The 25,489-nt window shown below is 60.3% G+C and carries 16 protein-coding genes and 6 pseudogenes; 14 read left to right on the plus strand and 8 right to left on the minus strand.

Annotated elements, in window-relative coordinates; translation table 11 throughout:
- The first annotated feature begins 790 nt into the window (after positions 1 to 790).
- The 5 genes from ACZYHG_RS35105 to tnpC (ACZYHG_RS35125) all read left to right on the plus strand — a co-directional run bounded on the left by ACZYHG_RS35105 (position 791) and on the right by tnpC (ACZYHG_RS35125) (position 4,445).
- A complete protein-coding gene (locus ACZYHG_RS35105) occupies positions 791 to 1,111 on the plus strand; it encodes a heparan-alpha-glucosaminide N-acetyltransferase domain-containing protein (protein WP_464614985.1) in 321 nt (106 codons plus the stop codon).
- A gap of 56 nt (positions 1,112 to 1,167) precedes the next feature.
- Positions 1,168 to 1,953 (plus strand): DUF418 domain-containing protein, encoded by a 786-nt coding sequence (locus tag ACZYHG_RS35110; RefSeq protein ID WP_464614986.1) that lies wholly within the window; start codon positions 1,168 to 1,170, stop codon positions 1,951 to 1,953.
- Between the two features lie 79 nt (positions 1,954 to 2,032).
- On the plus strand, positions 2,033 to 2,485 hold the full coding sequence (gene tnpA, locus ACZYHG_RS35115) for an IS66-like element accessory protein TnpA (RefSeq protein WP_464614636.1): 453 nt from the start codon (positions 2,033 to 2,035) through the stop codon (positions 2,483 to 2,485).
- The gene (gene tnpB / locus ACZYHG_RS35120; protein WP_464613070.1) at positions 2,466 to 2,819 is read left to right on the plus strand and encodes an IS66 family insertion sequence element accessory protein TnpB; all 354 of its coding nucleotides are present in this window, start codon (positions 2,466 to 2,468) and stop codon (positions 2,817 to 2,819) included. The genes tnpA and tnpB (ACZYHG_RS35120) overlap by 20 nt, the downstream gene beginning before the upstream one ends.
- 54 nt (positions 2,820 to 2,873) lie before the next feature.
- Entirely contained in the window at positions 2,874 to 4,445 is a 1,572-nt protein-coding gene (gene tnpC / locus ACZYHG_RS35125) for an IS66 family transposase (RefSeq protein ID WP_464613071.1), read from the plus strand.
- 187 nt (positions 4,446 to 4,632) lie between these two features.
- Here tnpC (ACZYHG_RS35125) and ACZYHG_RS35130 read toward each other — a convergent pair whose 3' ends face one another.
- On the minus strand, positions 4,633 to 5,379 hold the full coding sequence (locus tag ACZYHG_RS35130; RefSeq protein ID WP_464614987.1) for a Ulp1 family isopeptidase: 747 nt from the start codon (positions 5,377 to 5,379) through the stop codon (positions 4,633 to 4,635).
- A gap of 1,072 nt (positions 5,380 to 6,451) precedes the next feature.
- On the minus strand, positions 6,452 to 9,574 hold the full coding sequence (locus tag ACZYHG_RS35135) for a hypothetical protein (RefSeq protein WP_464614988.1): 3,123 nt from the start codon (positions 9,572 to 9,574) through the stop codon (positions 6,452 to 6,454).
- A 282-nt stretch (positions 9,575 to 9,856) separates the two neighbouring features.
- Between ACZYHG_RS35135 and ACZYHG_RS35140 the strand changes: the two genes are divergently transcribed.
- From ACZYHG_RS35140 to ACZYHG_RS35150, 3 genes and pseudogenes are all read left to right on the plus strand, one after another.
- Positions 9,857 to 11,776 (plus strand): potassium transporter Kup, encoded by a 1,920-nt coding sequence (locus ACZYHG_RS35140; protein ID WP_464614989.1) that lies wholly within the window; start codon positions 9,857 to 9,859, stop codon positions 11,774 to 11,776.
- Between the two features lie 1,063 nt (positions 11,777 to 12,839).
- On the plus strand, positions 12,840 to 13,523 hold the full coding sequence (locus tag ACZYHG_RS35145) for a transposase (RefSeq protein ID WP_464614990.1): 684 nt from the start codon (positions 12,840 to 12,842) through the stop codon (positions 13,521 to 13,523).
- Between the two features lie 419 nt (positions 13,524 to 13,942).
- Positions 13,943 to 14,697: pseudogene (locus ACZYHG_RS35150) on the plus strand (aminotransferase-like domain-containing protein); the annotation flags it as partial.
- A gap of 79 nt (positions 14,698 to 14,776) precedes the next feature.
- Here the strand turns inward: ACZYHG_RS35150 and ACZYHG_RS35155 are convergent.
- A pseudogene (locus ACZYHG_RS35155) lies at positions 14,777 to 14,989 on the minus strand (transposase domain-containing protein); the annotation flags it as partial.
- Positions 14,990 to 15,304: 315 nt separating this feature from the next.
- Here ACZYHG_RS35155 and ACZYHG_RS35160 point away from each other — a divergent pair.
- The 4 genes and pseudogenes from ACZYHG_RS35160 (at position 15,305) to ACZYHG_RS35175 (ending at position 20,018) form a co-directional block, all read left to right on the plus strand.
- The gene (locus ACZYHG_RS35160; protein ID WP_464614991.1) at positions 15,305 to 15,493 is read left to right on the plus strand and encodes a hypothetical protein; all 189 of its coding nucleotides are present in this window, start codon (positions 15,305 to 15,307) and stop codon (positions 15,491 to 15,493) included.
- A pseudogene (locus ACZYHG_RS35165) lies at positions 15,480 to 15,851 on the plus strand (recombinase family protein); the annotation flags it as partial. The gene ACZYHG_RS35160 and the pseudogene ACZYHG_RS35165, both read left to right, overlap by 14 nt.
- A 381-nt stretch (positions 15,852 to 16,232) precedes the next feature.
- Positions 16,233 to 18,296 (plus strand): recombinase family protein, encoded by a 2,064-nt coding sequence (locus tag ACZYHG_RS35170; RefSeq protein ID WP_464614992.1) that lies wholly within the window; start codon positions 16,233 to 16,235, stop codon positions 18,294 to 18,296.
- A 60-nt stretch (positions 18,297 to 18,356) separates the two neighbouring features.
- On the plus strand, positions 18,357 to 20,018 hold the full coding sequence (locus ACZYHG_RS35175; RefSeq protein WP_464615090.1) for a recombinase family protein: 1,662 nt from the start codon (positions 18,357 to 18,359) through the stop codon (positions 20,016 to 20,018).
- A gap of 27 nt (positions 20,019 to 20,045) precedes the next feature.
- Here the strand turns inward: ACZYHG_RS35175 and tnpC (ACZYHG_RS35180) are convergent.
- From tnpC (ACZYHG_RS35180) to ACZYHG_RS35190, 3 genes and pseudogenes are all read right to left on the minus strand, one after another.
- Positions 20,046 to 21,494, minus strand: a pseudogene (tnpC, locus tag ACZYHG_RS35180) (IS66 family transposase); the annotation flags it as partial.
- 44 nt (positions 21,495 to 21,538) lie between these two features.
- Entirely contained in the window at positions 21,539 to 21,883 is a 345-nt protein-coding gene (tnpB, locus tag ACZYHG_RS35185) for an IS66 family insertion sequence element accessory protein TnpB (RefSeq protein ID WP_464614993.1), read from the minus strand.
- Positions 21,880 to 22,020: pseudogene (locus ACZYHG_RS35190) on the minus strand (IS66 family insertion sequence element accessory protein TnpB); the annotation flags it as partial. The pseudogene ACZYHG_RS35190 and the gene tnpB (ACZYHG_RS35185), both read right to left, overlap by 4 nt.
- 73 nt (positions 22,021 to 22,093) lie before the next feature.
- Here ACZYHG_RS35190 and ACZYHG_RS35195 point away from each other — a divergent pair.
- The gene (locus ACZYHG_RS35195; protein WP_464614994.1) at positions 22,094 to 23,173 is read left to right on the plus strand and encodes an IS5 family transposase; all 1,080 of its coding nucleotides are present in this window, start codon (positions 22,094 to 22,096) and stop codon (positions 23,171 to 23,173) included.
- Here ACZYHG_RS35195 and ACZYHG_RS35200 read toward each other — a convergent pair.
- Complete coding sequence (locus ACZYHG_RS35200; protein WP_464614995.1) at positions 23,122 to 23,697, minus strand: transposase; 576 nt, start codon at positions 23,695 to 23,697, stop codon at positions 23,122 to 23,124. The genes ACZYHG_RS35195 and ACZYHG_RS35200 overlap by 52 nt on opposite strands.
- Positions 23,698 to 23,740: 43 nt before the next feature.
- Between ACZYHG_RS35200 and ACZYHG_RS35205 the strand changes: the two are divergent.
- Positions 23,741 to 25,105, plus strand: a pseudogene (locus tag ACZYHG_RS35205) (IS1634 family transposase); the annotation flags it as partial.
- Between the two features lie 141 nt (positions 25,106 to 25,246).
- Here the strand turns inward: ACZYHG_RS35205 and ACZYHG_RS35210 are convergent.
- The gene (locus ACZYHG_RS35210) at positions 25,247 to 25,462 is read right to left on the minus strand and encodes a transposase (RefSeq protein WP_464615365.1); all 216 of its coding nucleotides are present in this window, start codon (positions 25,460 to 25,462) and stop codon (positions 25,247 to 25,249) included.
- Positions 25,463 to 25,489 lie beyond the last annotated feature (27 nt).

The following is a 25,489-nucleotide window of genomic DNA, read 5'->3' on the forward strand; positions in this document are numbered from 1 at the left end:
AAAGGAACATCGTCATGCCTGAACCCGAACGCTTTGTGTGGCAGAAACTTCGTCGCCATTTCAACACAGATGATTTGACAGCTCTCGTGAGCTCCCGCTGGGAGTTTAACGCACATCTCCTGCCGGATCTTCAATCCCTTATTCGGGGGCCCGCAGGAAACAATGCGGGTTCATAAGCTTCCTGCTGTAAGCCGGAACGACGTAGTGCTTTCCAAGGCGACTATGGCCCAGCTCGATACGCACATCTTCGATTTTGTTAAATGCCGGGAGGAGTTGAAGCGCCTCGGCCAATCGGGGCGCAAGGGTATTCTTCTCCACGGACATCCTGGCACCGGCAAGACCCATGTCGTCCACTATATTGCTGCCAACCTGCCCGACCACACTAAAGTTCTGGTCGCAGGCGCACCACCACAGATTATCGCAGGTTCACGCCCTGGCCTTGACACCCGGGGCGATCGTCACCGGCGGTGCCGCGGCGTGCTGATCGGATCATCCGCCGTCGCTGAGCCTCTCGCCGACAGTGGATCTCCCGGGTCCGCCATCCCTACAAAAATGACGGCTCCGCGACACCGTTTGTCGGTTTGTCAGGTCCGCGCCACAGGCTTGGTGAGCCGATCTGTTGTTTTGCCGCATGCTAAAGAGCTGAACAGCAAGCATAAACCTCTGTCGCCGGCTCGATCCGCCAGATTGGCACGATCTTTCAACCCCTTCACGCTGAGACGACGGCAGCAGCCGACCGGCTCTCCTCTCGCGGCTCCGCGATCAACACAACCAACATAAGGAATCTACCATGGCGATGAACGCGGCGATTGCGGACGTGAGGGATGGGGCGGCCGTAGATCGGCTGGACGGCATCGACCTTGCTCGCGGCCTGGCTGTCATAGGCATGTTTGTCGTCCATGTCGGGGGTCCCATTCCCGACGAAGGACTGGTCAGGAATCTGATGGAACTAACCCAGGGGCGGTCGTCCGCCCTGTTTGCCGTATTGGCCGGTTTTTCGATCATCCTGATTACCGGTCGCAAGGAGCCGAAGTCGGGGAAGCCGGCAGACAGGCCATTGACAGAGTCGCAATTCGTGCCCTTGTTTTACTCGCGCTTGGCTCAATCCTGACCTGCCTCGATACGAACGTCGAGGTCATCCTGGAATACTACGGAATCTGCTTCTTGTTGGTCCTGCCGCTCCATCGGCTCAGCGCACAGCAACTCGGCTTGCTCGCTGCTGGGACCGCATTAGTTCTCCCGCAAGTGTGGTTCCACCTCTTGTCAATGGTTGGCTTCGAGCGCGCGTCCTTCGACCCGGTGTTCAAGCTCATGGTCAGCGGCGCCTATCCCGCGATGACCTGGGTTCCTTTCGTGATCGCAGGCATGGCCATCGCGCGCTTTAGCCTTAATACGCAAGCAATGCATTGGCGCCTTGGTCTAGCGGGGGTCGCGCTGGCCGTGTTGGGCTATGGGGGATCCTGGCTCGCGCTGCGTTTGCTGCCTAGCGTAAGCGCCGAATTGGCCGATTTGCGGGAACTTGGCCAGACTCCCGACCTCTGGTGGATGAACCCGGACCTCTGGTGGATGAACCCGGACGCTCCCTACACAGCGAGTTGGCTATGGGTTGCCGCACCTCACAGCGAGACGACGTTCTCGATCCTGGGCAACACCGGTTGCGCAATGATTGTCATTGCGGCTTGTTGGCTCGCTATGGATGCGCTCCCGCATCTGCGAAAGCTGGTCTGGCCAATAATCGCGGTCGGCTCGATGCCTTTGACGGCCTATGTGCTGCACATTGTGGGAATAGCCTATTTTAAAAATCTGGTTGGCAGAGTCGGGAGCCTGTCCATACTCTTTGGCTTCGTCGTGGTTATCAGCACTTTCGCGGTGCTTTGGCGGCGCGTCTTCCAGCGAGGACCGATGGAAATGCTGATGGTTAGGATCGCAGATCTCGCGCGTCACATCCGCTGAAAGCGCGAATTTCTCTGCACCTTTTTCCATTGAGCGTGTTTTGGCATGAAGTGTCCACTTTGGAGGTGGACACCACGTGATTGAGGACGATGAACAGAAACTGCTGGTGAGGCGAATTTTGCGTAACGGCCGCCGGCGGTACGACGCGGCGTCAAAAGAGCGGCTCGTTGCGGCCTGCCTTGAGCCTGGCGTGTCGGTATCGCGACTTGCGCTTGAACATGGGATCAATGCCAACCTTCTTCGGAAGTGGATAAAGACGACCAAAGACGCCGTTGCTTTGCCGCCACCTGCGCCGTCGGCGTTCATTCCAGTTCAAGTCAGCGTCGCCGCGGAGTACAGCCTGCCTATGCAGGGCAATTCGGTAGAGAGGCCTGCCACGCGTGGTGAAGAGCGGCTGTCGAAGTCGTCGCCACTCCCAGCCAAGGTGAGCGCGTCTTTGCCGAACGGCGTGAAGTTGACGCTGGAATGCGGTGATGTGGATGCATTGACGGCGATCATCGGAGCACTGGGTCATGTTCAGACTGGGCGCTGACCTGACAGTCTACCTGCATCGCGAACCGATCGACTTCCGCGCCGGCATCAACAGCCTTGCGGTCCTGGTTCAGGAGGTGATGGAGCTCGACCCGTTTGCGCCTGCGGTCTTTGCCTTTTGCAATCGCCGTCGCGACCGGATGAAACTCTTGTTCTTTGACCGGTCCGGCTTCATGCTGGTTCTAAAGCGGCTGACCGAAGACAGGTTCCGATGGCCACGCCGGGAGACGGCGGTGGTTACGCTGACGACCGAGCAGCTCCATTGGATTCTCGACGGCATCGACATCGATGCAATGGTGCGCCATCCGGTGCGGCAATATCAGGTTGCGGGCTGACGGCTCCCGAATTGTGCGGTTGACGCGTCGGTGCGGTTCAGATTCAAAACTACGATGAATCGACCTGGCGAACCGACTGTTGAGGAGTTGATGGCGCGCATTGCTGCGCTGCAGGCGCAGAACCGCCAGCTCGCAGAACGCGTGGCCAAGCTCGAGGAAGAGTTGGCGCTAGCGCGGCTGCATCGTTTTGCGCCGAAGAGCGAAAAGCACGTTGATCGCCTCTTCAATGAAGCCGAACAGATTGCCGATGAAGACGACGCCAGCAGCGAAGATGGCAATGTCGTCGACCTGCCGGACACCGGCTTTCCGTCCACCGAAAAGCCGGAGGGAAAGAAGCGTGGCCGCAAGCCTCTGCCGGAACACCTGCCGCGCGAGCGCGTCGAGTATGACCTTGCCGACGGTCAGAAGGCCTGTCCTTGCTGCCGCCACCAGATGCATCGCATGGGTGAGGCCGTCACCGAGCAGCTCCATATCGAGGTGAAGGCGAAGGTCCTGCAGAATGTGCGGTTCAAGTATGCATGCCGCCATTGCGACCGGACCGGCATCAATACGCCTGTTGTCATTGCCCCGATGCCCGCGCAGCCCTTGCCGGGCAGCATCGCCACGGCCTCGACGCTGGCCTTCGCGCTCGTCCACAAATATGTCGATGGCACGCCGCTCTACCGCTTGAGCCAGGCATTCGAGCGAGCCGGCGTGCCCGTCAGCCGCGGCGCTCTGGGGCATTGGGTGATCGGATCGAGCGAGAAGCATCTCTCCCGCATCTATGACGCACTGAAGCTGCGGCTTCGGTCACAACCGCTCATCCATGGTGACGAGACGACGGTCCAGGTCCTGAAGGAAAAGGACAGGGAAGCCACCAGCACATCCTTCATGTGGGCGTATCGGAGTGGAGAGGACAGCGACGAACCGATCGTGCTGCTCGACTATCAGCCCGGCCGCGGCCAGATCTATCCGCAGGCCTTCCTCGGTGATTACCGCGGCATCCTGATGAGCGATGGCTATACCGCCTGGCGCACGCTGGCAGGAGCGACCCATCTGGGGTGCATGGCCCATGCCAGACGTCGCTTCGTCGATGCACTGAAGACCAGAAAGAAAGGCGGCGGCCCGCCGGAGCAGGCGCTGAAGTTCTTCGAACAGCTCTACCGGATTGAAAGCCAGACGCGCAACGAAAAGCCGGACAAGGGCGAAACGCGACATCAATGCATCCGCCGTTTCCGCCAGCAACACAGCGTCCCCATCATGAACGCTCTCAAGGCATGGCTCGACGACATAGCCCCGAAGGTCCTGCCCGACAGCAAGATCGGCGACGCCGTGTCCTACACCCTGAACCAGTGGGAGTACCTGACGCGCTACACCGAAGACGGCAGGATGCCGATCGACAACAACCTGCTTGAGCGCGACATCAGGATTTTTGCCACTGGAAGAAAGAGTTGGCTGTTCAGCGACACTGTGGACGGAGCCAGGGCCAGTGCCGTCGTCTACAGCCTCATGCTGACATGCCGAGCTTGCGGCATCGAGCCCTTGGCCTATTTGCGCCACGTCCTCACGGAATTGCCGCAGCGCGCGGACAATGCCGACATCACCGATCTCTTGCCATTCAACTTCGCCAAAACCGCCGCTACTTGATCCGATGCAACTGGCCGACAGCGACCCCGGTCAAACGGGCCGCGTCAACGCGCATGGAAATGAGCGCTTACCATCCGCTGAGCACCGCAGCGCCCCGGCCTCCCGATCACATTACGGACAGAAAAAGCTGGGGAGGCCAATCAAAGCCGAGCATGCGAACCAGGACGCGCATGGTCGCGGTTAATAGTTATCTTTTGCGTTCAGGGAGCCACGGCGCCTGGGTCGGCTGATGAACACCGTCCGTTCGCGCATGTGAGGTCGAACTAATTGGCGGCGAAGGGGAGGCAGGCTCATCATCCAACAGTCGCCAGATTTCCGCTGGCTCGAATGCCAACAGCGGCCGGAGTTCCGGCGGCAAGCTCAGCCGGTCTTGCAGCGCCTGCCGATCGGCGACGAGGTTGTCGAGGTGCAGCGGCTCGTGGTCCGGCCGCTGCCCGTCCACCAGTCGTTGAACCAGCGCCCGCGTGCCGTCCACCACAAAGACGCCGCAATCATAACGGTTCGGCTGTCTGGCCATGCGGGCTGGCGCCAAGGTGGCGTTCAGCAGCCCTGCGAGCTGTCTTGCAGGCGCGTCGTTGTATCCCTCTCGCTGGAGGGAGTCGTAGTGATAGGCGACCGGCCTTTCCCGGTTGCTGCGATCAACCAGCAGCAGCGACCAATGGGTGCCGAGGCTATGCTCAGTGGCATTGTTCACGGGCAGGAACAGGAAATCGGCTGTGTCGTTGCCATCCTGATCATAGACAATGCGGTGCAATGCGTATTCCCTATCGATTTCGCTGAAACCGCGCAAGCGCAGGGGACCATTGGCTATGATGGGATCCACCAACTGCGTCTGGCCGGCGAGCCTCGGATCGATCCCCCGCAGCCGCTCCTCCAGCAAATCGTAATCCCTCTGGATATGGTCGGTGCTCAGCCACTCGTCGGCGCCAAGCACCGACCCCACGGGGACATTGGAAGAGGCTGTCGGATGCGACGCCCCGATCTGGGCATCGGAGGAGGTGGTGGTTGGCCTCGTCAGATCAACCACTGGAAGACCGCGGTAGGTTTCTGGCAGCCTAGCGGTTGCTGGCGAGGCGGGTTGGGTAGTTCTTGCCGGTGGCGCTGCCGCTGGCGCAGCTTCACTCATCGGCGAAAGTTGCCCGCGACGGATGAGCTGAACGTCATCGGGCCCTCCCGGCCTGAAGACGGCGGCGGACCCTGTCCCTTGCATCATGGGCTGCCACTCCGTCTCGCGGAGCATCTGCCGCCGCTCCAACTCCTCGCTCAACCACGCCATAGCTTCGTCGTCCGAGGAGGCCGGCAGCGGAGAAAGCGCCAGCGGCGAGCCGGGCTGTCGAGCGCCCTGGTGTTGACCCGGTACTGGCCCGGGCGGATTGGGATTAACCGCTGCCTCAAAATCGCCGTAGGCGTCCGAGCGAGCCCTGACATAGTGCACTGGCGCTGCTTCCGACGCTGGCCACATACTCCAATCAATGTTGAGCGGCATCTGCAGCGACCAGGTTGACGTGGACCTGGCAGGTTCCTGCCGTCCAGCTTGGATTATGTCCTGCGCCAGCTCAGGGGGAACCTCGGACCATGGTGGGCCGTCTTCAACCATCAGATCCTGATCGTAACCTTCCGGGCGGACCAATGGCCAAGTAGCAGGTCCCTGCTGCGCAGCGGCGTCCCCGACGGCCGTCGCGACCGCATGCGGCGCCGCGGCGTCTTCGTACCCGCTCCCCTGCATCATCGGCCGTGCCTCCCATGGCGATGCACCCAGTTGATGGGTGGGGCCCGGCGTCAGCAGGCGACCGCCTGAATTAGCGATCCCGTTCAGCTGCGGCTCTGCAGCAAGGCCTTGCGGAACGTCCAGGGTCCTCTGCCTCTTCGCTGGCCTCAACCCAGCTGTGTCATGCTCATCGTCGATGAAGGCCTCCTCGCTTGGCAGGAGGTTGCTCCAGGAAGGTGCACCCATCAGCTCGTTCCGGGACCGCTGGTGATTGGACTCTCCGGGTTTCGGTGCCTGGTCATGGCGCGCGGCGGGCTCTAGAAATGACGACGGGCCAGGTGCGTCCATCAGCCCCAAACGCATATCCTGATCGTGCGCTTTCGCAGGAAGCTCTTTTGCCAAACTGCCAGCCCGGTGCGACGCGCTGTGCTGCGCAGCGGCGTCGCCGACCCGCCTCCGCTCCATCGGTGCCGCGTTTTCGGAGTTGATGAGCGTCACGTTCTGGGGGGGGAGGATTCAGCTTAGCGCGGCCTGCGATCGGCACGACGCCCGTCGACCGCAAGGTCCGGAGATGACCTATTGCCGCAACGAGTTTCCTGGGATCACCCTTTCCGATGAACTCGAGCACCTCACCGCCATCGCTCAGCGACTTGCTGTCGAGCCGAGCAACAAGGCTCGGTTTGTGATTTGCGAAGAGCCAGCCACCAAACCGGCGAAGAATACTAACATTGTTCTTGACGGTGAGTTCGGCGACACCACCATTGATGAGAGCCTGCTCAAGGCCCAAAATAAGAGAAGCATCCTGGGGATAGAGAGGCGGCTGCGGCCGAGGCTGCTGCTTCCTGCGAAGCCGAGCTGACTGAGCCGGCTGCGGTGCCGAAGACGACAGCCCGGGTTCGTCCATCAGCTCCAAACGCACATCCTGATCGTGGGCTGCCGCAGCAAGCTCCTTTGGCCAAGCGCCAGCTTCCTGCGACGCGCTGCGCTGCGCAGCGGCGTCGCCGACCCGCGTCGGCTCGATCAATCCCGCGTTCTCGGGATCAGGAACGAGAGGAATGTGGCGCTCGCGCTCAATCGCTTTAGCGCCGGTGTCCGATTGTCGCAGATAATTCAGTGCGGAACCGATCCTTGGATCACCACCGGCGTCCTTCCTATAGCTCTTGACATCTCCTTTCAACGCCTTGCCGGAAAGCCGACCAGCAATGCCGTTCTTATTGTTTTGACGCAGGTAGTCACTGAAGCTCCTGAGAGCAGTTGCATTCCTTTTGCCGGTCTGTATCGCTGCTTTGTCTCTGTACTCTTTGATGAGAGCGGCGATGAGAGCCGCGTCCTCCGGATGCGGAGTCAACTCAGCGCGGCCTGCGATCGTCGCGATTCCGCCCGTCGACTGCGAGGTCCGGAGATGATTTATTGCCGGAAGGAGTGTCTTGGGATTACGCTTTCCGATGAACTCGCGCGCATCCTCGGTCAGCGACCCGTGGTCGAGCCGATCCTTAATGGGATCTTTGTTGTTTGCGAAGAGCCAGCGGCCAAAGCTGAGAAGAGAACCTACATAGTCGTTGGCGGTGTGCTCGGAGGCGTTGCCCTTGATGAGGGCTTCCCTGAGGCCCGAAATAAGCGGAGCATCCTGGGGATAAAGAGGCTGGTTCCTTCGAAGCCGAGCTGACTGAGTCTGCTGCGGCGCCGAAGACGACGGGCCGGGTTCGTCCATCAGCTCCAAACGCACATCCTGATCGTGGTCTGCCGCAGGAAGCTCCTTTGGCCAACTGCCAGCTTCCTGCGACGCGCTGTGCAGCGCAATCGCCTCGTCGCCCCGCCTCGGCTCCATCAGTGCCGCGTCCTCGGGATCAGGAACGGGGGGAATATGGCGCTCGAGCTCCATCGCTTTAGCGCCGGCGTGCGATTCTCGGAGATGAGTCAGTGCGGAACCGATGCTCTGATTACCATCGGCGTCCTCCTTATAGGCCTCGACATCTCCATCCAACGCCTTGCCGGAAAGCCGACCAGCAATGCCCTTCTTGTTGTTTTGACGCAGGTAGTCACTGAAGCTCCTAAGAGCGTTTGCATCACTTTTGCCGATCTGCGTCGGTGCTTTATCCCTGTACTCTTTGATGAGAGCCGCGTCCTCCGGATACGGAGTCAACTCAACGCGACCTGGGATCGGCACGATTCCGCCCGTCGACTGCGCGGTCCGGAGATGACCTATCCCCGTAAGGAGTCTCGCGGGATCGCCCTTTCCGATGAACTCGCGCGCATCATCGGTCAGCGACCCGTGGTCGAGCCGATCCTCAATGGGATCTTTGTTGTTTGCGAAGACCCAGCGGCCAAAGCTGAGAAGAGAACGTACAGTATTCTTGGCGGTGTGCTTGGAGGCGTTGCCCTTGAGTAGGGCGTCCTTAAGCCCAAAAACAAGCGGAGCATCCTGAGGATAAAGAGGCTGGTTCCGAAGCCGAGTTGACTGAGCCGGCCGCAGCGCTGAGGACGACGGGCCCTGTTCGTCCATCAGCTCCAAAGGCACATCCTGATCGTGGGCTGCCGCAGCAAGCCAACTGCCAGCTTCCTGCGACGCGCTGGGCTGCGCAATCGCCTCGCCGATCCGCCTCGGGTCCATCAGTGCCGCGTCCTCGGGATCAGGAACGAGGGGAATATGGCGCTCGAGATTCATCGCTTTAACGCCGGCGTCCGATTTTCGAAGATGAGCCAGTGCGGAACTGATGGTCTGATCACCGGCGTCCTCCTTATAGCCCTTGACATCTCCATCCAAGGCCCCGCCGAAAAGCCGACCAGCAATGCCCTTCTTGTTGTTTTGACGCAGGTAGTCACTGAAGCTCCTGAGAGCAGTTGCATGCCTCCTGCCGCTATGTGTCGGGGTTTGGTTTCTATACTCTTCGATGAGAGCCGCGTCCTGAAGATACGGAGTCAACTTAACGCGGCCTGGGATCGGCACGACGCCCCCCGTCGACTGCGAGGTCCGGAGATGACCTATTGCCGTAAGGAGTCTCGCGGGATCGCCCTTTCCGATGAACTCGCGCGCATCCTCGGTCAGCGACTGCTTGTCGAGCCGATCCTTAATGGGATCTTTGTTGTTTGCGAAGAGCCAGCGGCCAAAGCTGAGAAGAGAACGTACATAAACATTGACGGTGCACCCGGAGGCTTTGCTCTTGATGAGGGCTTCCCTGAGCCCCAAAATAAGCGGTGCCTCCTGGGGATAAGGAGACTGGTTGCTGCCAAGCCCTGTTGACTGAGCCGGCGGCGGCGCCGAGCCGGCCGGCATTGCTCCACCACCTCCATCTGAATTGGCGATCGCGCTCAGTTGCCGCTCAAACGTCGCCGCACCTGCGGACGGAGCCGCACGTGAGCTCTCTTGCAGGCCGGCCCTGTTCGATTGTCCGCGCACCCGCTTGGTCGAGGTGAAATCCATCCGTTCTCACTTTCAGCAATACAAGCCCGTTTGAAGCTGGGCTTGGATCTGACATAGGGAAGCTGTCGAGAACCTGACGACAACGTGCCCGCCAAGACAGCATGGCGAGCGCGTCCTAGCCGCAGCTTTAGTATGGTCTCACAATGATCTCACGCTCTCTTCGAGGTTGATGAGTCTGCCAAGCGGAAGACTGGCAATGCCAGAACGGAGTCATTACGCGACGGCACTTGATATTGCAGTGCAGCAAGCGTAGAGGACCGCGCGCTTATCGGAGTGTCGTCCATGGCCCTTGCCAATACTGGTAGTGAGGCAGAACCCGTCGAACAATCGAGCCATTCGGAAGTCGAGCAGCACAGCACCAAGGTTCTGATGCTGGGCGCGCTCGGTGTCGTCTATGGGGATATCGGTACCAGCCCGATCTACGCCTTTCGCGAGGCGCTGGTGGCGTCGTCGGGCGGCAATGTCGCCCAGCGCGGCGATATTCTCGGCGTTCTGTCGCTGATCATCTGGTCGCTGACGATCATCGTCACCATCAAATATATCATGTTCGTGCTGCGCGCCGACAACCGCGGCGAGGGCGGCGTGCTGTCGCTGATGGCGCTGGCGCAGGGCAGTTTTCCGAAGCGCTCGGCGCTGATGCTCGGCATCGGCATCGTCGGGGCATCGCTGTTTTTCGGTGACGCCGTCATCACGCCGGCGATTTCGGTGCTGTCGGCGGTCGAGGGCATGAATGTCGTCACGCCGACCTTCCAGCCTTATGTCGTGCCGCTGACGCTGGTCATCCTTGCCATGGTGTTTGCGGTGCAGCGCTTTGGCACGGGCGGGGTGGGGTTGGTCTTCGGCCCGGTGACCGCAGTATGGTTCCTGGCCATTGGCCTTTCCGGTCTCAACCACATCATCGCCGATCCTGAAATCCTGTGGGCGGTGAGCCCACACTACATCGTCGCCTTTCTGATTAATTCGCCCGACGTCGCCTTCGTTACCATCGGCGCCATCTTCCTTGCAGTGACTGGCGCCGAGGCGCTCTATGCCGACCTCGGCCATTTCGGCCGCAAGCCGATCGTGCTGGCCTGGCTGTCGATCGTGTTTCCCTGCCTGCTTTTGAACTATGCCGGGCAAGGTGCCTTCGTGCTGGCGAAGAACGGCGTGGTCGGCCATCCGTTCTTCGAGATGAACGAGGGCTGGGCGCTGATCCCGATGGTCGTCCTGGCAACGGCGGCAACGGTCATCGCCAGCCAGGCGGTGATCTCGGGTGCCTTTTCGCTGACCCGCCAGGCGGTGCAGCTCAACATGCTGCCGCGGCTTGAGATCCTGCATACGTCGGAAAAACAGTCCGGCCAGATCTATATGCCGCGCGTGAACCTGTTGCTGGCGCTGGTGGTGATGATGCTGGTGGTTGGCTTCGGCGAATCCAGCAAGCTGGCCTCCGCCTATGGCATCTCGGTGACCGGCAACATGCTGGTGACCACGGTACTGCTCTATGTCGTCATGACGCGCATCTGGAAATGGCAGCTGTGGCTGGCAGTCTCGCTGACGGCGCTGTTCGGCTTCATCGATGTCGGCTTCTTTGCCTCCAACATCGTCAAGGTGTTCGAGGGCGGCTGGGCTTCGCTGGCGGTGGCCTTCACCATTGTGCTGGCTATGTGGACGTGGTTGAGGGGCAGCCGCTATCTGTTTGACAAGACCCGTCGCAACGAGATCCCGCTCGATTTCCTTGCCGGCAATCTCTTGAAGAAGAAGCCGCAGCTGGTGTCCGGCACCGCCGTGTTCCTGACCAGCGACCCGCTCAGCGCGCCGACAGCGCTGATGCACAGCCTGAAGCACTACAAGGCGCTGCATGAGCAGAACGTCATCCTTTCGGTGGTGACGGCACCTCAGCCTGTCGTGCCCGACAGCGAGCGCGTCAAGATGGAAACGGTCAACGAGCTGTTCATGCGAGTGACGTTGACGTTCGGCTACATGGAGCAGCCCAACATCCCGCGCGCGCTGGCGATCTGCCGCAAGCAGGGCTGGAAGTTCGACATCATGACGACATCGTTCTTCCTGTCGCGGCGCTCGCTCAAGGCTTCGCCCAATTCCGGCATGCCGGTTTGGCAGGACAAGCTGTTCATCGGGCTGGCGCGCACGGCGGCCGACGCAACGGAGTATTTTCAGATCCCGACCGGACGTGTCGTCGAGATCGGGTCGCAGGTGACGATTTAGGGCATGCTGCGGTTGAGCAGAATCAAATTGGAATTCACGAGGGTGTAAATGCTGGCGGGCGGAGGCCAGCATCGGATAGCGACACCTTATTCAAGATGATGGAATGGTGAGCGACTCAGACGAGGGATGGCCACCCTCCTGAACGGTCAGTGTCGGTGCCCATCATCAAGATTTTGATATCAACGTTAGCAGCAGCCGAGCCGGGATTGGCCCCTGATGGTCCGAAACAGCGGAGGAGGCCTACAGCGCCAATGCCCTCTTGAGATCATCACGCATCAAGGCGCGCTCGCCTCGGGTTCATCTACCGATCGGGCGGCCACCGCCTTGGCAACATCGCGCCAGATCGCAGTCACGTGGCGACATCCTTGATGATCGTTGGCGCCTGCGCGAGTGTGAGCGCGAAGAACTCGGACGCGCAAGAATTGGATCGTCACATCGCCGCACATATTCGGTCGGAGCGGGCAATGGCTTTGATATGCTCCGGTAGCTCGGCATTCCGGTCTATCAAGACTCGCCGCCAAGGGCGCAGGCTTCAAGAAGGCGAAGATCGCGGTGGCGTGCAAGCTCGCCGTTATCCTCCACGCCATGTGGAAGACGAACGAGCCGTTCCTCCACTCTGCTGCTGCAGCCTGAGGAGGAGCTTTCGATTCCCTAACAACTCCAATTCCCGAGATGCGTCCTTGCCGGGACGCTGCACGGATGAGGTCGCTCCCACGCATGCGGTCCAACGGAACCGCGAACACCACTTCGACCCACCCGTTCCAACGCAAACAAGCGGCGATCCTTGCGATCGACCCCGGAGAGAACCCTGAGCCCGGCACGCGCTGCATCAACGAGGAGAAAGGAGCCCGTTGACAAAGGCGATTAGAGAACCTGATGGGACACGACCCGAGATGGAGTAGCCTGCCTGCTCATAGGGACCGGTCTGTTCAGGGTGTGTGTCGTCAGCAGGCTTGCTCGGGCGGTCGGATCCATATAGCTCGGGGCGACAGAGGTAGCGCCAGACGTTCAACCGTCGTCCGCCGCGACTTCCTGCGCAATTCGTGTCTAACAAGGAAGAACTATGAGGCGGCAGACTCGACCGTTCACTGTGGAGATCAGACAGAAGCGCAGTTCTCAAAAACGGCGTCGTTCCCTCTGGAGCGATGTCGATCTCTCCGCAGCAATGGCCGAGACAACAAGGGAACTCAAGGAGATGGAGTTGCCAAATCGTCGCCTTGTTGACTCTAGTGTCGTAGCGCTTGATGCTGAACACATGCACATACCGCGAGCGGAGCACCTCATGGCAAATCCCCTGGACGCTGAATCAGTAAAAACTGCAACGGAACCGGCAGCCAAAGTGGAGACGCCTAAAAAGAAGAAAGCCCCACGGTCGCGGAAGGCGAAGGCTGAGCCTAAGCTGCCTGCTCGGAAGAATGGCGCCAATACGGCGTCTCAGACGGAGGAAGCACCAGCAGCGGCCGTGCCGACCAGGCGGAAGATCTACTCTGAAAGGGATCGCGCCCAGAAGCTCGCGCAGATCGAGAAGTCTATCAGTGGCGGCGCCACTCACAAGAACGCCGTAAAGCAGGCCGGCATCTCGGAACAGACCTACTACCAATGGAAGAAGGCTGCGGCGCCTGCATCGGATGGTGACAATCTGAAGGACCTGGTCGCGCTCGAGGAAGAAAACAAGCGACTGAAGAGCCTACTCGCGGAACGCCTGCGCAAGGAGAACACGGAACTGAAGAGGAAGCTGGGGCTGTAATAACGCTGAATCGCAGATCCGAGCGACAGCCTATTCTTCGCCGACGCGCAATCTGAGAGCTCATGGGCACGGGTCTGGGCGTCGGCACTTGCTGGTCTGAGGGAACACGATCGGCGGTGGTGCCGGAAGGCCAGGCCAGGTGAAGCGGCGGCTGCGCGACCGCGCGCCAACCCGAATTTGCTCAATTGGTCGAGCTCGTTTTTCGCCTGCTAATCTGATCCAGGACGGGCTCAAAGTGCACGTCAACAACGACGTTCGAAAGGCACCGAGTCCTGCGCTGCCTTACCGAGACCGAGAGGCGGAGGAGGTCCTCGTCGACGGCGCCAGATCTACCAGCTCAGCGATCAGATACTTGGCCGTGTCGATGAAATCGACAGTTCGTTGCCGTCATCCCGCAATCTGGCGATCGAACTGAGTGTGATCCGCGCGGATCGCAAGGATTGCGCCAGGCATTGCAGGGCTATCTTTGGCGCACCCGAACGTTGAGCTGCGACCTTTGAGCAGATCGGACTGGATTTTTGCGCGCGCCTGCTGCTTGATCCAGCCGACCGATTCTTCGTGGAGAACCCGTGCTACAGGACGGCGCGTCAAATCTTCCCCAGCACAGGTGCATCGCCGATCCCGATTGCTCTCGATGGTGATGGTCTTGAGACGGATCAACTGGCAAGCTTCGAGGCGCGGCTGGCCTATGTCACGCCTCACATTAGTTCCCGCTGGGCGGCGTTATGCCGATCTCGCGCCGGCATCAGCTACTGGACTGGGCGCGGCGCAACGACGCCTATGTGATAGACGGATGATTACGACAGCGAGTACCGCTACGACATCAATCCGGTGCCCCCACTGCATAGTCTGGAGCGCGGCAGCAATGTCATTTATCTGGGTACGATTTCAAGACGCTCTTACCCATGTTGCGCATCGGCTATCTCGCGTTGCCGCCGGATTTGCTGAAGGTCTTCGCGATAGCCAAACAGCTGTTGGACAGGCCTTCTCGGATGACCGAGCAGCAAGCACTGGCCTCTCTTATCGAGGGCGGCGCCTATGGAAGTCAGTGCGCCGCGTGCGCCGCTGAATGGTGAGTGCCGAGAGACTCTGCTGAACGCCCCTCCGACACGGGTTCGGACACAGGATCGCTATTGAGGGCGCCGATGCCGGGCTGCATGTTGTCGTCTGGTTCAAGGGTAAACGCTCATTTCCACGCACGTTGACGTCTCTTGCGATGCCCGATCGCCTTCAGACGGACGCATGATGTCGGATCAGGCTGCGGCGGTTTTGGGGAAGTTGAAGGGCAGAAGATCGGTGATATCGGCGTCTTCGGCGCGCTGAGGCAATTCGGTGAGGACGCGGCGCAACCACGCTAAGGGCTCGACGCCGCAGGCCCGACAGGTCAACATCAGGCTGCAGATGACAGCGCTGGCCTTGGCTCCTTCGACGGTGTCGCTGAACAACCAACTTTTTCGGCCAGTGGCCATCGCAGGGTCATTCTGCCCATGTCGGGCAGATGGTAGAGTTTCATTATCGCTGGCATCCATATTACGGCGGCCGATTCCGGCATGAAGGTCGGGAGGATCGGGCTAACGGTTCGATCATTCGGGTCGAGATTAGGCCGGGTGAGATCATTCAGGTCGCAGAGTGGATGCTGGATCGGGCGTTTTGCGCCAACATGGAGATGGGCGAACCGCGCGTTGCGGTGATTGGACTTGTAGAGCTTCATAGACTGCTTACCGAGCGCGGTTTCAGGCAGACTTCGACGGATGGACTCACGGCCATCCAGGAGGCGCGCCATGAAGGCTTTACCACCACCACCCTCGACATTACCGGTGCTGACCCAGCAGCTGAGCATGCCGCTCGATACGCCGCAGATGCGAGGCCTGAGCGACCCGGAACGAAGCGTTGTTGTCGCCAGGCTGGCGACCCTCCTGATGGCCGCGGCCGGCGTCGCGACGAAGGAGACGAGCGATGACGGGCAATGATCTCCTTCCAGCGACGGTGCTGAAGCGCAAAGCTGTGGTCTACGTTCGACAGTCGACCCCCGGTCAGGTCCAGAACAACCTGGAAAGCCAGCGGCGACAATATGAACTTGTGGATGTTGCGCGCCGCTGGGGATTCCATGATGTCGAGGTGATCGACGATGACCTTGGTCGGACCGCCAGCGGCGCTGTCGACCGCCCTGGTTTCGAGCGACTGGTGAGCGGCCTGTGCACAGGCAAAGTTGGCGCAGTGCTCTGCCTCGACGCATCGCGCCTTTCCCGTAACGGCCGGGATTGGCACCACCTCCTGGAACTGTGCGGCCTGGTTGAAGCGCGCGTCATAGATCTCGACGGGGTGTACGAGCACACATCTTAATGCCCCAATTAGATTTGGAGATGATCAGCGCATAACAGTTACTGATCCGGCGCACCCTCTTTATGGGCGCGATTTCATTTTAGCGGCAGGACCGAGCGGCGCCGGCGCCTATCGTCAGCTTCTTGTCGTTTACCGCGATGATGTTCTCCTGAAGATTCCGATCTCGGCCACCAATCTGTATCCATCGGCACCAGATTCGCCGTCAGCCAAGCTTTCGACTGCGAGCGTTCGCGATTTTATTCGCCTTGTTAGCTGTGCAAAGGCGCAGGCGCCGCGAAGTTCCGGCGATATGGCTGACCATGGTAGCGTAACGTTAGAAACCGAATCACCCCTATCGGAATCGCATGGTTCTCTGGAGGGCGAGCCATGATGTCGGATCTGATAACAACCCAGCATTTGTGCCGAAAAGCCGTGATTTACATCCGGCAATCGACACCACATCAGATGGTCAACAACCAGGAAAGCCTGCGGCTGCAATATGCATTGCATCAGCGTGCGGGAGATCTCGGCTGGGACGACACCAATATCGAAGTGATCGACGCGGACCTTGGCCAGAGTGGAGCTGCGGCGGCTCACCGTGCCGGCTTCAAAGATCTCCTTGGACGCGTCACATTGGGTGAAGTTGGCATCGTTCTCTCGTATGAAGTGACACGGCTTGCCCGCAATTGTTCCGATTGGTACCCACTCCTCGATTTATGCGGCTATCGGCAATGCCTCATCGGCGACCGCGACGGAATTTACGACCCGGGCTCGGCCAACGGGCGCCTGTTGCTTGGCCTGAAGGGTACGATCTCGGAAGTGGAATTGCACACGCTTCGTGGCCGCCTGACGGCTGGTCTGCTCAGCAAGGCTGAACGGGGTGAGTTGGCTTTGCTGTTACCAGCCGGGTTGGAGCGGGATACCAATGGTGTCGTGATGAAGGATTCAAACCAGGAAGTGCAGGACCGGATTGCCCTGATATTCTCTGCATTTTGGGAGTTGGGCACCGTCGGAAAAGTGATCCGTTCCTTGCGGGATCGTGCGCTCACCATACCGCGGCGAAATCGATTTGGCGACGTTGTCTGGCGCGTCCCAACTGCCAACATGCTTGCCGGGATGTTGAAGAACCCGGCCTATGCCGGCGCCTTCGTCTATGGCCGCACCCAGTCCTGTCACGCCAGGTATGCGAGTGGTAAAATCATCTCGCGACGCCGGCCAATGGCAGAGTGGAAAATCGTAGTTAAAGACCGTTATCCTGCTTATTGCGATTGGGAGCGTTACGAGCGGATCCAGACCATGCTGAGCGACAATCACGCTGAATACCGACGAAACCAGACACGCGGTGCGCCGCGTGATGGCGCGGCGGTGTTGCAAGGCATTGTCTGGTGCGGGCGATGCGGCCATAAAATGGGCGTCGAATACAAGAACGGCAATCGTTACGTCTGCAACTTCCTGGCACGCAGCCAGGGCGGAGCCTTATGCCAGCATTTGCCAGCCGATCCCATCGACGCCCGCGTCGTTGAGGCCCTCTTCGCGGCGGCCAGTCCGGCCGAGTTGGCCGAGTTGATGCACGCCAAAGATGCTCGTCAGCAGGCAGACGAGGCTTTTAAGCGCGCTGAAGAGCAGCAGATCAAGCGGCTGCGTTATCAAGCGCTGCTCGCAGAACGGCAATACAATCGGGTTGACCCTGACAATCGCCTGATTGCGGCCGAGTTGGAGCGCCGTTGGGAGGGGGCTCTGCGTGAGCTTCGTCAAGCGGAGGATGCACTTGAGCGCCGTCGCGCAATGCAAAGTCAATCTGATGATCTGACGCCGACAGAACAGAATGATTTTATCGCTGCCGGTTCGCAACTTCCCGAATTTTGGCAGAGACCTGACATAGAGTGGGGACGCAAGAAAGCCTTGCTACGCAGCCTGATCGACAAAGTGATCCTGCAACGGGTGGTCCGAGATCGGATTACGATCCGCATCGTTTGGCGAGGCGGTGAAGTTACCGAACGCGAGGTCGAGCCGAGAGTTCATGCCTTGAGCGCCCTGTCTCGCGGCGCCGAGATGGAGGTCCGGCTGCTCGAACTGGCTCATCAAGGGCTCAACGACGCGGCGATAGCGGCCAAACTGACTAAGGAAGGCTTCCGCTCACCGCGCCGCAGCTACGTTCCTGTGCGCACAGTCCAGATCGTCCGACAACGCCATCGCGTATTGAGGCAGTCTACACCAGCCCGCTCTCACCACATTCCCGGGTGGCTAACGGTGTCTGAACTAGCGATGGCAGCGGACGTTTCTCGCTCCTGGATCCGGCATCGAATCCGCAATGGCGTGATCAGTATCCACCAAAACGCCCATCACAAACGCGTTCTGTTCCCAGATGCCGCTGCAACAATCGCCGCAATACAAGCGCTCAAATCCGGCGTGCGGCAACACCTCGACTTTAACCCACCTGCTACCGAATAAGGGTATCAACATGATAGATCGTACGATCCTTGTCGGCCTAACGATCGATTGTTGTTGGGTATGAAGGGCAGCATCAGCGAGTTTGAGCTCGGCATATTGCGAACGCGCATGCTTGACGCGGCTCGCGCCAAAGCGCGGCGGGGGGAACTGCGCCTCAGTGTTCCGATCGGCTATATCTGGCATCGTGAATACGGTCTGGGGCTTGATCCTGATCTTCGGGTACAGCAGGCGATCCGCCTCATCTTTTCGCGCTTCCGCGAGCTTGGCAGCGCCCGTCAGGTGCTGATTTCGCTGACGGCTGATAATTTCCATTTTCCCCGCCCTTCTGACGGGCGCAAAACGGTGTCCTTCGACTGGGTGCCGGTTCGCTATCGAAGTGTTATTTCGATCCTGAAGAACCCATTCTACGCCGGGGTCTATGTCTATGGTAAAAGCGAGAAGCGAACGGAGATTGTCGATGGCAGGGCTCGCAAAAGCTACGGCCACGACAAGCCCTTTGGAACGTGGGAAGTGCTGCTCCAGGATCATCATGAAGGTTATATCGATTGGAGTGAGTTTGAGCGGAACCAGAGCCATATCGCCGTCAATGCCTTTGGACAGAAAGGCGGCATCAAGTCGGGTCGTGGCGGCCGTGCGCTGCTTGCGGGCCTGCTCACCTGCGGCCGATGTGGAAGGCGGTTGGGCGTTGTCTATTCGGGCCGGCCTCCGGGTCATCCCTATTACCGCTGCGAACGTATCAACCAGATGCTGGCCAAGCCGCGATGCATGACTTTTGGCGCATCTCGCATCGACCCTGCCATCGGCAAAGAGATATTGAGAGCCGTGACGCCAATGGCGATCGAGGCCGCAATGGAAGCTGATCGTGCGCATCGGGATAATCTGGAAGAACGACACCGTATGGTGGAGCTGGACTTGCAGCAAGCTCGATACGAGGCATCTCTCGCTGAGCGTCGCTATGCCGCTTGCGACCCCGACAACCGGCTGATCGCTGCCCAACTTGAGAAGAGCTGGGAGGCAGCGCTCAGGCGCGTGGAAGCCTGTGAAGCGGGTTTGGCCCAAGCGCGACAAATCGATCTTGTCACCCCAGTTCCCGATTTTGCTGGCATTGCCACCGACCTGGAGGCTGCCTGGCGCGCGCCTGACGTCGATATGCGTTGCCGTCAGCAGCTCCTCCGCACCCTCGTGTCGGATATCATCGCTGACGTCGATGAAGAGCAACGTGAAGTTATTTTGACGATCCACTGGAGGGGTGGCCAGCACTCCCAGCTGCGTATTCGCAAACCCAAAGCTGGCGAACATGGCCAGAGTACTCCGGAGGCCGCCCTTGCCGTCATGCGGTCTATGGCTACCCGCTGGTCCGACGCAAACATTGCCGCCACTCTCAACCGGATGGGAATGCAGACCGGACAAGGCAAAACCTGGACGGCGCGCCGTGTCGGGGCACTGCGCACGGTCCATAAAATCCACGGCTACCGATCCGCCGAAAAGAATGGCGAATGGCTCACGCTGACCGAAGCTGCCAAAAAGCTTGGAGTTACAGCCCATCGTGTCCGTCGACTGATCAAGGAGGGCGTGCTCCCTACCGAGCAGGTTGTTCCGGATGCGCCGCACCAAATACGAGCCACGGACCTGGAAAAGGATCAAGTAACCCAGTTTCCGCGTCACAGGGGCCCGTGTCGCATCAAAATGGAAAACCAAAAGTCCCTGTTTCCGGACGTTTGAGGAGGAGGTGCAGTATGAATCGGTCGTTGCAATGCCACGCAGCGCTCTTTCGGCCGCGTTGTTGCTGAGGCAGATTCTGCCGTCGTCGATGAAGCGGGCGAAGTCGGCCCAGCGCCTGAGCATGTAGTTGATTGGCTTCAGGACCTCGGAAGAGCGCGAGAGGGTATCGCGCTCGCGGAGCAACCAGGCGTGCATATCGTCGAGAAGTGGTTTGCTCTTCTCCTGCCGCACGGCACGCCGCTCAGCGGCTGTCTTGCCGTTGATGGCGCGCTCGATCTCGAACAGCGCGTCGAGGCGCCTGACCGCCTCCAGCGCGATCGGGGAGATCGGTTTGCCCTTCTTGCCATCCCGGGCCTTTTTCGCGATGTCGGCCAATTCGAAGAATCCTCGCCGCGCATGAGCGTAGCAAAAGGCCGGCGTGATCGGCTGCTCCTTCCGCTACGGGTCGAACAGCGGCTCGAAGCCACTGTAACAGTCGCACTGAAGGATGCCGCTGAACCCGGCCAGATGCTTCTGAGGATGCTCGCCACGCCGGTCGCTCGAGGCATAATAGATCGCCGCCGGCGGCGCAGGCCCGGCGAAGGGACGGTCATCGCGCGTATAGTTCCATATGCGCCCGGTCGCACACTTGCCCTTCGCCAGGATGCGGATGGTGGTGTCGTCGCCATGAAGGCGCTCGGCTGCGAGCACATGGCGCTCGATCAGGCGGAAGAGCGGCATGACGGCGAAGGTTCCGTGGCCGACCTGATCGGCCAGCGTCGACAGCGGCAAGTCAATCCCTTCGCACCTTGAAGCGCGCGCTCTGGCGGTTGAGTGGAGCATGCCGAACTTGTCGAACAGGATTGTCGCCAGCAGTTGGGGACCGATGAAGCCGCGCGGCGTGGCATGGAACGGCGCCGGCGGCTGGGTGATCTTCTCGCAATCGCGGCAGGTGAACTTCTCCCGCACCGTTTCGATGACCTTGAAGCGGCGTGGGATCTCCTCCAGCGTCTCCGTTATATCTTCGCCCAGTTTCGACAGCCGCGATCCGCCGCAGCAGGCGCAGGTGGTGGGCGGCTCGATGACGATGCGCTCGCGCTCGATGTCGGCTGGCCAGGGCTTGCGCATTGGCCGCTTGCGCGTGAAGGCGCGCACGCTCTGGGCCTTCGCGGCCGCGGCGGCCGCGGCAAGCTCGTCCTCGCTCGCCGAGGTCACGAGGTCTTCGAGTTGCAATTCCAACTGCTCGATCAGCCGCGCCGTCCGCTCGGAGCGCTGCCCGTACAGTTCGCGTTTCAGCTTCTCGATGCGCAGCTCGAGATGCGCAATCCGCGCCTCGGTGTCGGACAGCATGGCTTGTGCGTTGGCCGCTTCGGCCTGCCAGTTGGCAGCACCCGCGACCGCCACATCGCGTTCAGCCTGCAACGCCTCACGTTCAGCCAGCAGCGCCACGTAGGCGCTGGCAAGATCCGAGGGAAGATCAACCGGCTTCGAAGCCATGCGCCGATTGAATCACATTCCATTGTATTTTCAACTAAAAAATGCTACCCAACCCGAGTTGGACGCGACGTTTCCTGAGGGTTGCGCCAGTCTATCCCTGACAAGAGATAACTCAGCTGTGCAGGAGATACTTTCACAACTCCGCCCTCAACTGTCGGCCAGATGAAGCGGCCACGCTCAAGTCTTTTTGTGAACAGGCATGATCCTTGGCCATCATGCCAGATGACCTTCAACAAATTTCCGCGTTTCCCCCTGAAGCAAAACAGGTTGCCCCCAAGGGGATTATGTTTGAGGACCTCCTGCACCCGTAGCGCAAGTGATGGAAAGCCACATCTCATGTCGGTGTAGCCTGTGGCAAGCCACACACGCACGCCTTCTGTCGGGATCATCGCAGCATTTCCAGCCCCTGCAAGATCCGCAGCAGGACACTTACGTCGACAGTGCGGTCAACGATCACACGCCGGCCGTTGGCCCCGACGATTTCCATCCGGCCACCGGTAGACACCGCTTGGCTGGTCGCAGCTGGACAGTTCGAAATACCTCGCCTTTGGAACCGGATTTTGATTCACTCGACGCGTTGATTTGCACGGAGGCAGTGGATGCGGGGACAGGCTGGTTTCTGGGACATTGACGAGCGATATGTCCGGCTGAGCGAGGCCGGCGATCCGCTGGAGAAGCTGAATGCGGTGGTGCCGTGGGAGGTTTTCCGCAAGCCGCTGGGCAAGGCGCTGAAGCGCTCCGATGGCGCGAAGGGTGGCCGGCCGCCTTACGATCCGGTGATGATGTTCAAGATCATGGTTCTGCAGGCGCTCTACGGCCTGTCTGACGACCAGGCCGAGTTTCAGATCCAGGACCGGCTATCCTTCATGCGCTTCCTCGGGCTGGGTCTCGGAGACAGGGTGCCGGACGCCAAGACGATCTGGCTGTTCCGGGAGCATCTCACACAGGCCGGCGCGGTGGACAACCTGTTCGCCCGTTTCGACAAGCACCTCGGCAAGGCCGGCTACCTGGCGATGGGCGGGCAGATCGTCGATGCCACCATCGTGGCGGCGCCCAAGCAGCGCAATACCGACGCCGAGAAGACTGACATCAAGGCGGGCAAGGTTCCGGACGAGTGGAAGAAGAAGCCCGCGAAGCTGCGCCAGAAGGACCGCGATGCACGCTGGACGGTGAAGTTCTCGAAAGCCAAGGTCGCCGAAGAGGGAAAGGCGCAGCAACGCGACATCGCCATTCCCGCCTTCGGCTATAAGAACCATGCCTCGATTGATCGCCGGCACGGCTTCATCCGGGGATGGAACGTCACGAGCGCGTCAGCCTATGACGGCGCGCAGCTTCGCAATGTGCTCAACCGCGGCAACACCGGCTCGACGGTGTGGGCCGACACGGCCTATCGCTCGAAAAAGAACGAGGAGTGGCTGGAGAAGAACGGCTACGTCTCTGACATCCACCAGAAGCAGCCGAAGGGTCGGCCGATGAGCGAGGCGACGTCGCGGGCCAATGGGCGGAGATCGAAAACCCGCGCATTCGTCGAACACGTCTTCGCGCAGCAGAAATCAAGGATGGGCCTGTTCGTGCGCACCATCGGCATCGCCCGCGCCAGGACGAAGATCGGCATGGCCAACCTTGCCTACAATCTCACCCGCTTCGTCTGGCACGAGGGGCAAACTGCGTCCGCATAACGGCGAGTGCGGCGAAAACCGCCGACGCAACGCCGAAATCGATCAGCCATCCCCACCCAGGCAAGGGGCGAAAACCTTGTCATAGTGTCAGATTCGGCCAACCGCACCCGTTTGTCCGCCTTGCCGTTCAAAAACCGCGGTAAATCGATCTGTCCAGCTGCTACTTCAGAGCGCGATCGCGCAGGAGCAGGCTCTTCCGGCTCTATATCGTGCAGGCCGGGACCGACAACACCCATGTCAATGAAGGCGATCGGTGGGGTCTCGGACAGCGGGTTGGATCGGCCCAATCGCCCTTGCTGGGCTTGTTTCACCCAGATGAACAAGTGGTTCGCGTTCATGTCGTGACGCCGCGCCACAACCGACACCGGATCACCGGACTCCTGCACCTCACGCACGATCGCCAGCTTCTGCTCGACCGTCCAGGAGCGGCGCGTCCGCTGTCGGCCCGCACCCGGCGGCAGCGGCAGAGCCGCGGACGTGCTCGCTTCCACCGTCGACGGCCGCTCCATAGCCAGATACTTCATTCGCTAAGTGTCCACTTAATCTAAGCGGACACTAAAGAGCTGGCTCGGGATCGGCGAGGTGCTGGAAGAGGTGCTGGAAGGGCGCCAGTTCGGCTTTGCGGTGGAACGGGCGGTGTTCGTTGGCACGCTGCATCGGCTGTTCGTCTCGGGCTCGGACCCCGACTGCGCGAACTGGATGGCCGATTATGGTATCGAGGGCGCCGAGGGTCTGGCGCTCCATCACTTTTACCGGGCCATGGCGTGGCTGGGCGAGGAACTCGGCGAAAAGGCGCAAGGCGCGCTGGTGGCGCGCTGCGTGAAAGACGTGATCGAGGAAAAGCTCTTCGCGCGCCGGCAGGACCTGTTCACCGACCTCAGCCTTGTATTCATGGACACAACCTCGTTGTCCTTCCATGGCGCGGGCGGCGAGACGCTGGGCAAGCGCGGGCATTCCAAGGACTTCCGCCCCGATCTGGCGCAAATGATCCTGGCGCTGGTCGTTGATGCCGAGGGCCGGCCGATCTGCACCGAGATGGTGCCCGGCAACACCGCTGACGTGACCGTCCTGTTGCCGGTGGTCGATCGGCTGCGAACGCGCTTCGGCGTCACACGCGCCTGCGTTGTCGCCGATCGCGGCATGATCAGCGCCGATACCATCGCCGCGCTCGAAAAGCTGGGCATGGAATACATTCTGGGGGCCCGCGAACGCTCGAGCAGCGTGATCCACAACGTCGTGCTCAATGACGCGGCACCGATGGTTCCGCTCGTTCTCGAGCGCCAGCGCGGTGAAACTCAGTTGTGGGTCAAAGAGGTCAAGGTCGGTAAAGACCGCTACATTGTCAGCCGCAATGACGCCGAGGCCGAGAAGGACAAGGCCGACCGCCAGGCGATCATCGCCGGCCTCGAGGCACAGCTCAAGAAGGGCGACAAGGCACTGGTCGGCAACTCGGCCTACCGGCGTTACCTCAAGGCCAGCGGCAAGAACTTCAAGATCGATGTCGGCAAGCTTGCCGAGGAAGCCCGGTACGACGGCATCACCGTGGTGCGGACCAACGCGAAGGTGACCCCGCTCCAGGCCGTGCTGCGGTATCGCGATTTGCTCGAGGTCGAGAGCCTGTTCCGCGCCGCCAAGGCAACCTTCAATACCCGGCCGATCTTCCACCAATCCGATGCCGCCATCCGCGGGCATGTGTTTTGCTCGTTCCTGGGGCTCGTACTCAGCAAGGAACTGTACCGCCTCTGCCGGGCCAAAGGCCTGACGCCCGAATGGCAGCCGCTTCTACGCGATCTCGACCGCCTCCAGGAAGCCACCATCGAAAAGGATGGTCGCATCGTCACCACCAGAACCTACGTTACGGGCCAAGTGGGCAACGTCTTCAAGGCATCTGGCATCGCTCTGCCACACAACCTCGACGAACAACTCGCCTGAGATCATCCCCAAAATGTAGTGGTAACACGCGCCGGCGCGCGCCTAACGTGCTGATATAATAACATATTCTTACAGGCGGTGTTTAAGTGGGGTCAAGGTACGCGTCAGTAGGCGGCCTTCGTCGTATGCGTACCATCTGCCTCAGAATCTCGTCGGCGACCGGCGAGCCATTCTTCTATTCTTCGGCGTTGCCTTGACGACTTCGTGTCGGGTGAAGGCGCTGGAGAACTTCGCCTTCCAATCATACAGCGTCGCCTCGGATATCCCGTGCTTGCGGGCCAAATCGCCCACCTTCGCACCCGCCTTATGCTCGCATGCTCGGGCAAAACCGCATATCAAGTGCCGATGGCGGCAGATGTCAAAAAAGTGGCCGAACGTGTCAAT

The organism is Mesorhizobium subarcticum (assembly GCF_055456085.1).

Excerpts from the sequence above, each read along its gene's own strand:
- ACZYHG_RS35105 (WP_464614985.1), top strand. The coding sequence starts at position 791 with ATGGCGATGAACGCGGCGATTGCGGACGTGAGGGATGGGGCGGCCGTA.
- tnpB (WP_464613070.1), top strand. The coding sequence starts at position 2,466 with ATGTTCAGACTGGGCGCTGACCTGACAGTCTACCTGCATCGCGAACCG.
- tnpC (WP_464613071.1), top strand. The coding sequence starts at position 2,874 with ATGAATCGACCTGGCGAACCGACTGTTGAGGAGTTGATGGCGCGCATT.
- ACZYHG_RS35135 (WP_464614988.1), bottom strand. The coding sequence starts at position 9,574 with ATGGATTTCACCTCGACCAAGCGGGTGCGCGGACAATCGAACAGGGCC.
- ACZYHG_RS35140 (WP_464614989.1), top strand. The coding sequence starts at position 9,857 with ATGGCCCTTGCCAATACTGGTAGTGAGGCAGAACCCGTCGAACAATCG.
- ACZYHG_RS35145 (WP_464614990.1), top strand. The coding sequence starts at position 12,840 with ATGAGGCGGCAGACTCGACCGTTCACTGTGGAGATCAGACAGAAGCGC.
- ACZYHG_RS35160 (WP_464614991.1), top strand. The coding sequence starts at position 15,305 with ATGAAGGCTTTACCACCACCACCCTCGACATTACCGGTGCTGACCCAG.
- ACZYHG_RS35170 (WP_464614992.1), top strand. The coding sequence starts at position 16,233 with ATGATGTCGGATCTGATAACAACCCAGCATTTGTGCCGAAAAGCCGTG.
- ACZYHG_RS35175 (WP_464615090.1), top strand. The coding sequence starts at position 18,357 with ATGAAGGGCAGCATCAGCGAGTTTGAGCTCGGCATATTGCGAACGCGC.
- tnpB (WP_464614993.1), bottom strand. The coding sequence starts at position 21,883 with ATGATCCCGACAGAAGGCGTGCGTGTGTGGCTTGCCACAGGCTACACC.
- ACZYHG_RS35195 (WP_464614994.1), top strand. The coding sequence starts at position 22,094 with ATGCGGGGACAGGCTGGTTTCTGGGACATTGACGAGCGATATGTCCGG.
- ACZYHG_RS35200 (WP_464614995.1), bottom strand. The coding sequence starts at position 23,697 with ATGAAGTATCTGGCTATGGAGCGGCCGTCGACGGTGGAAGCGAGCACG.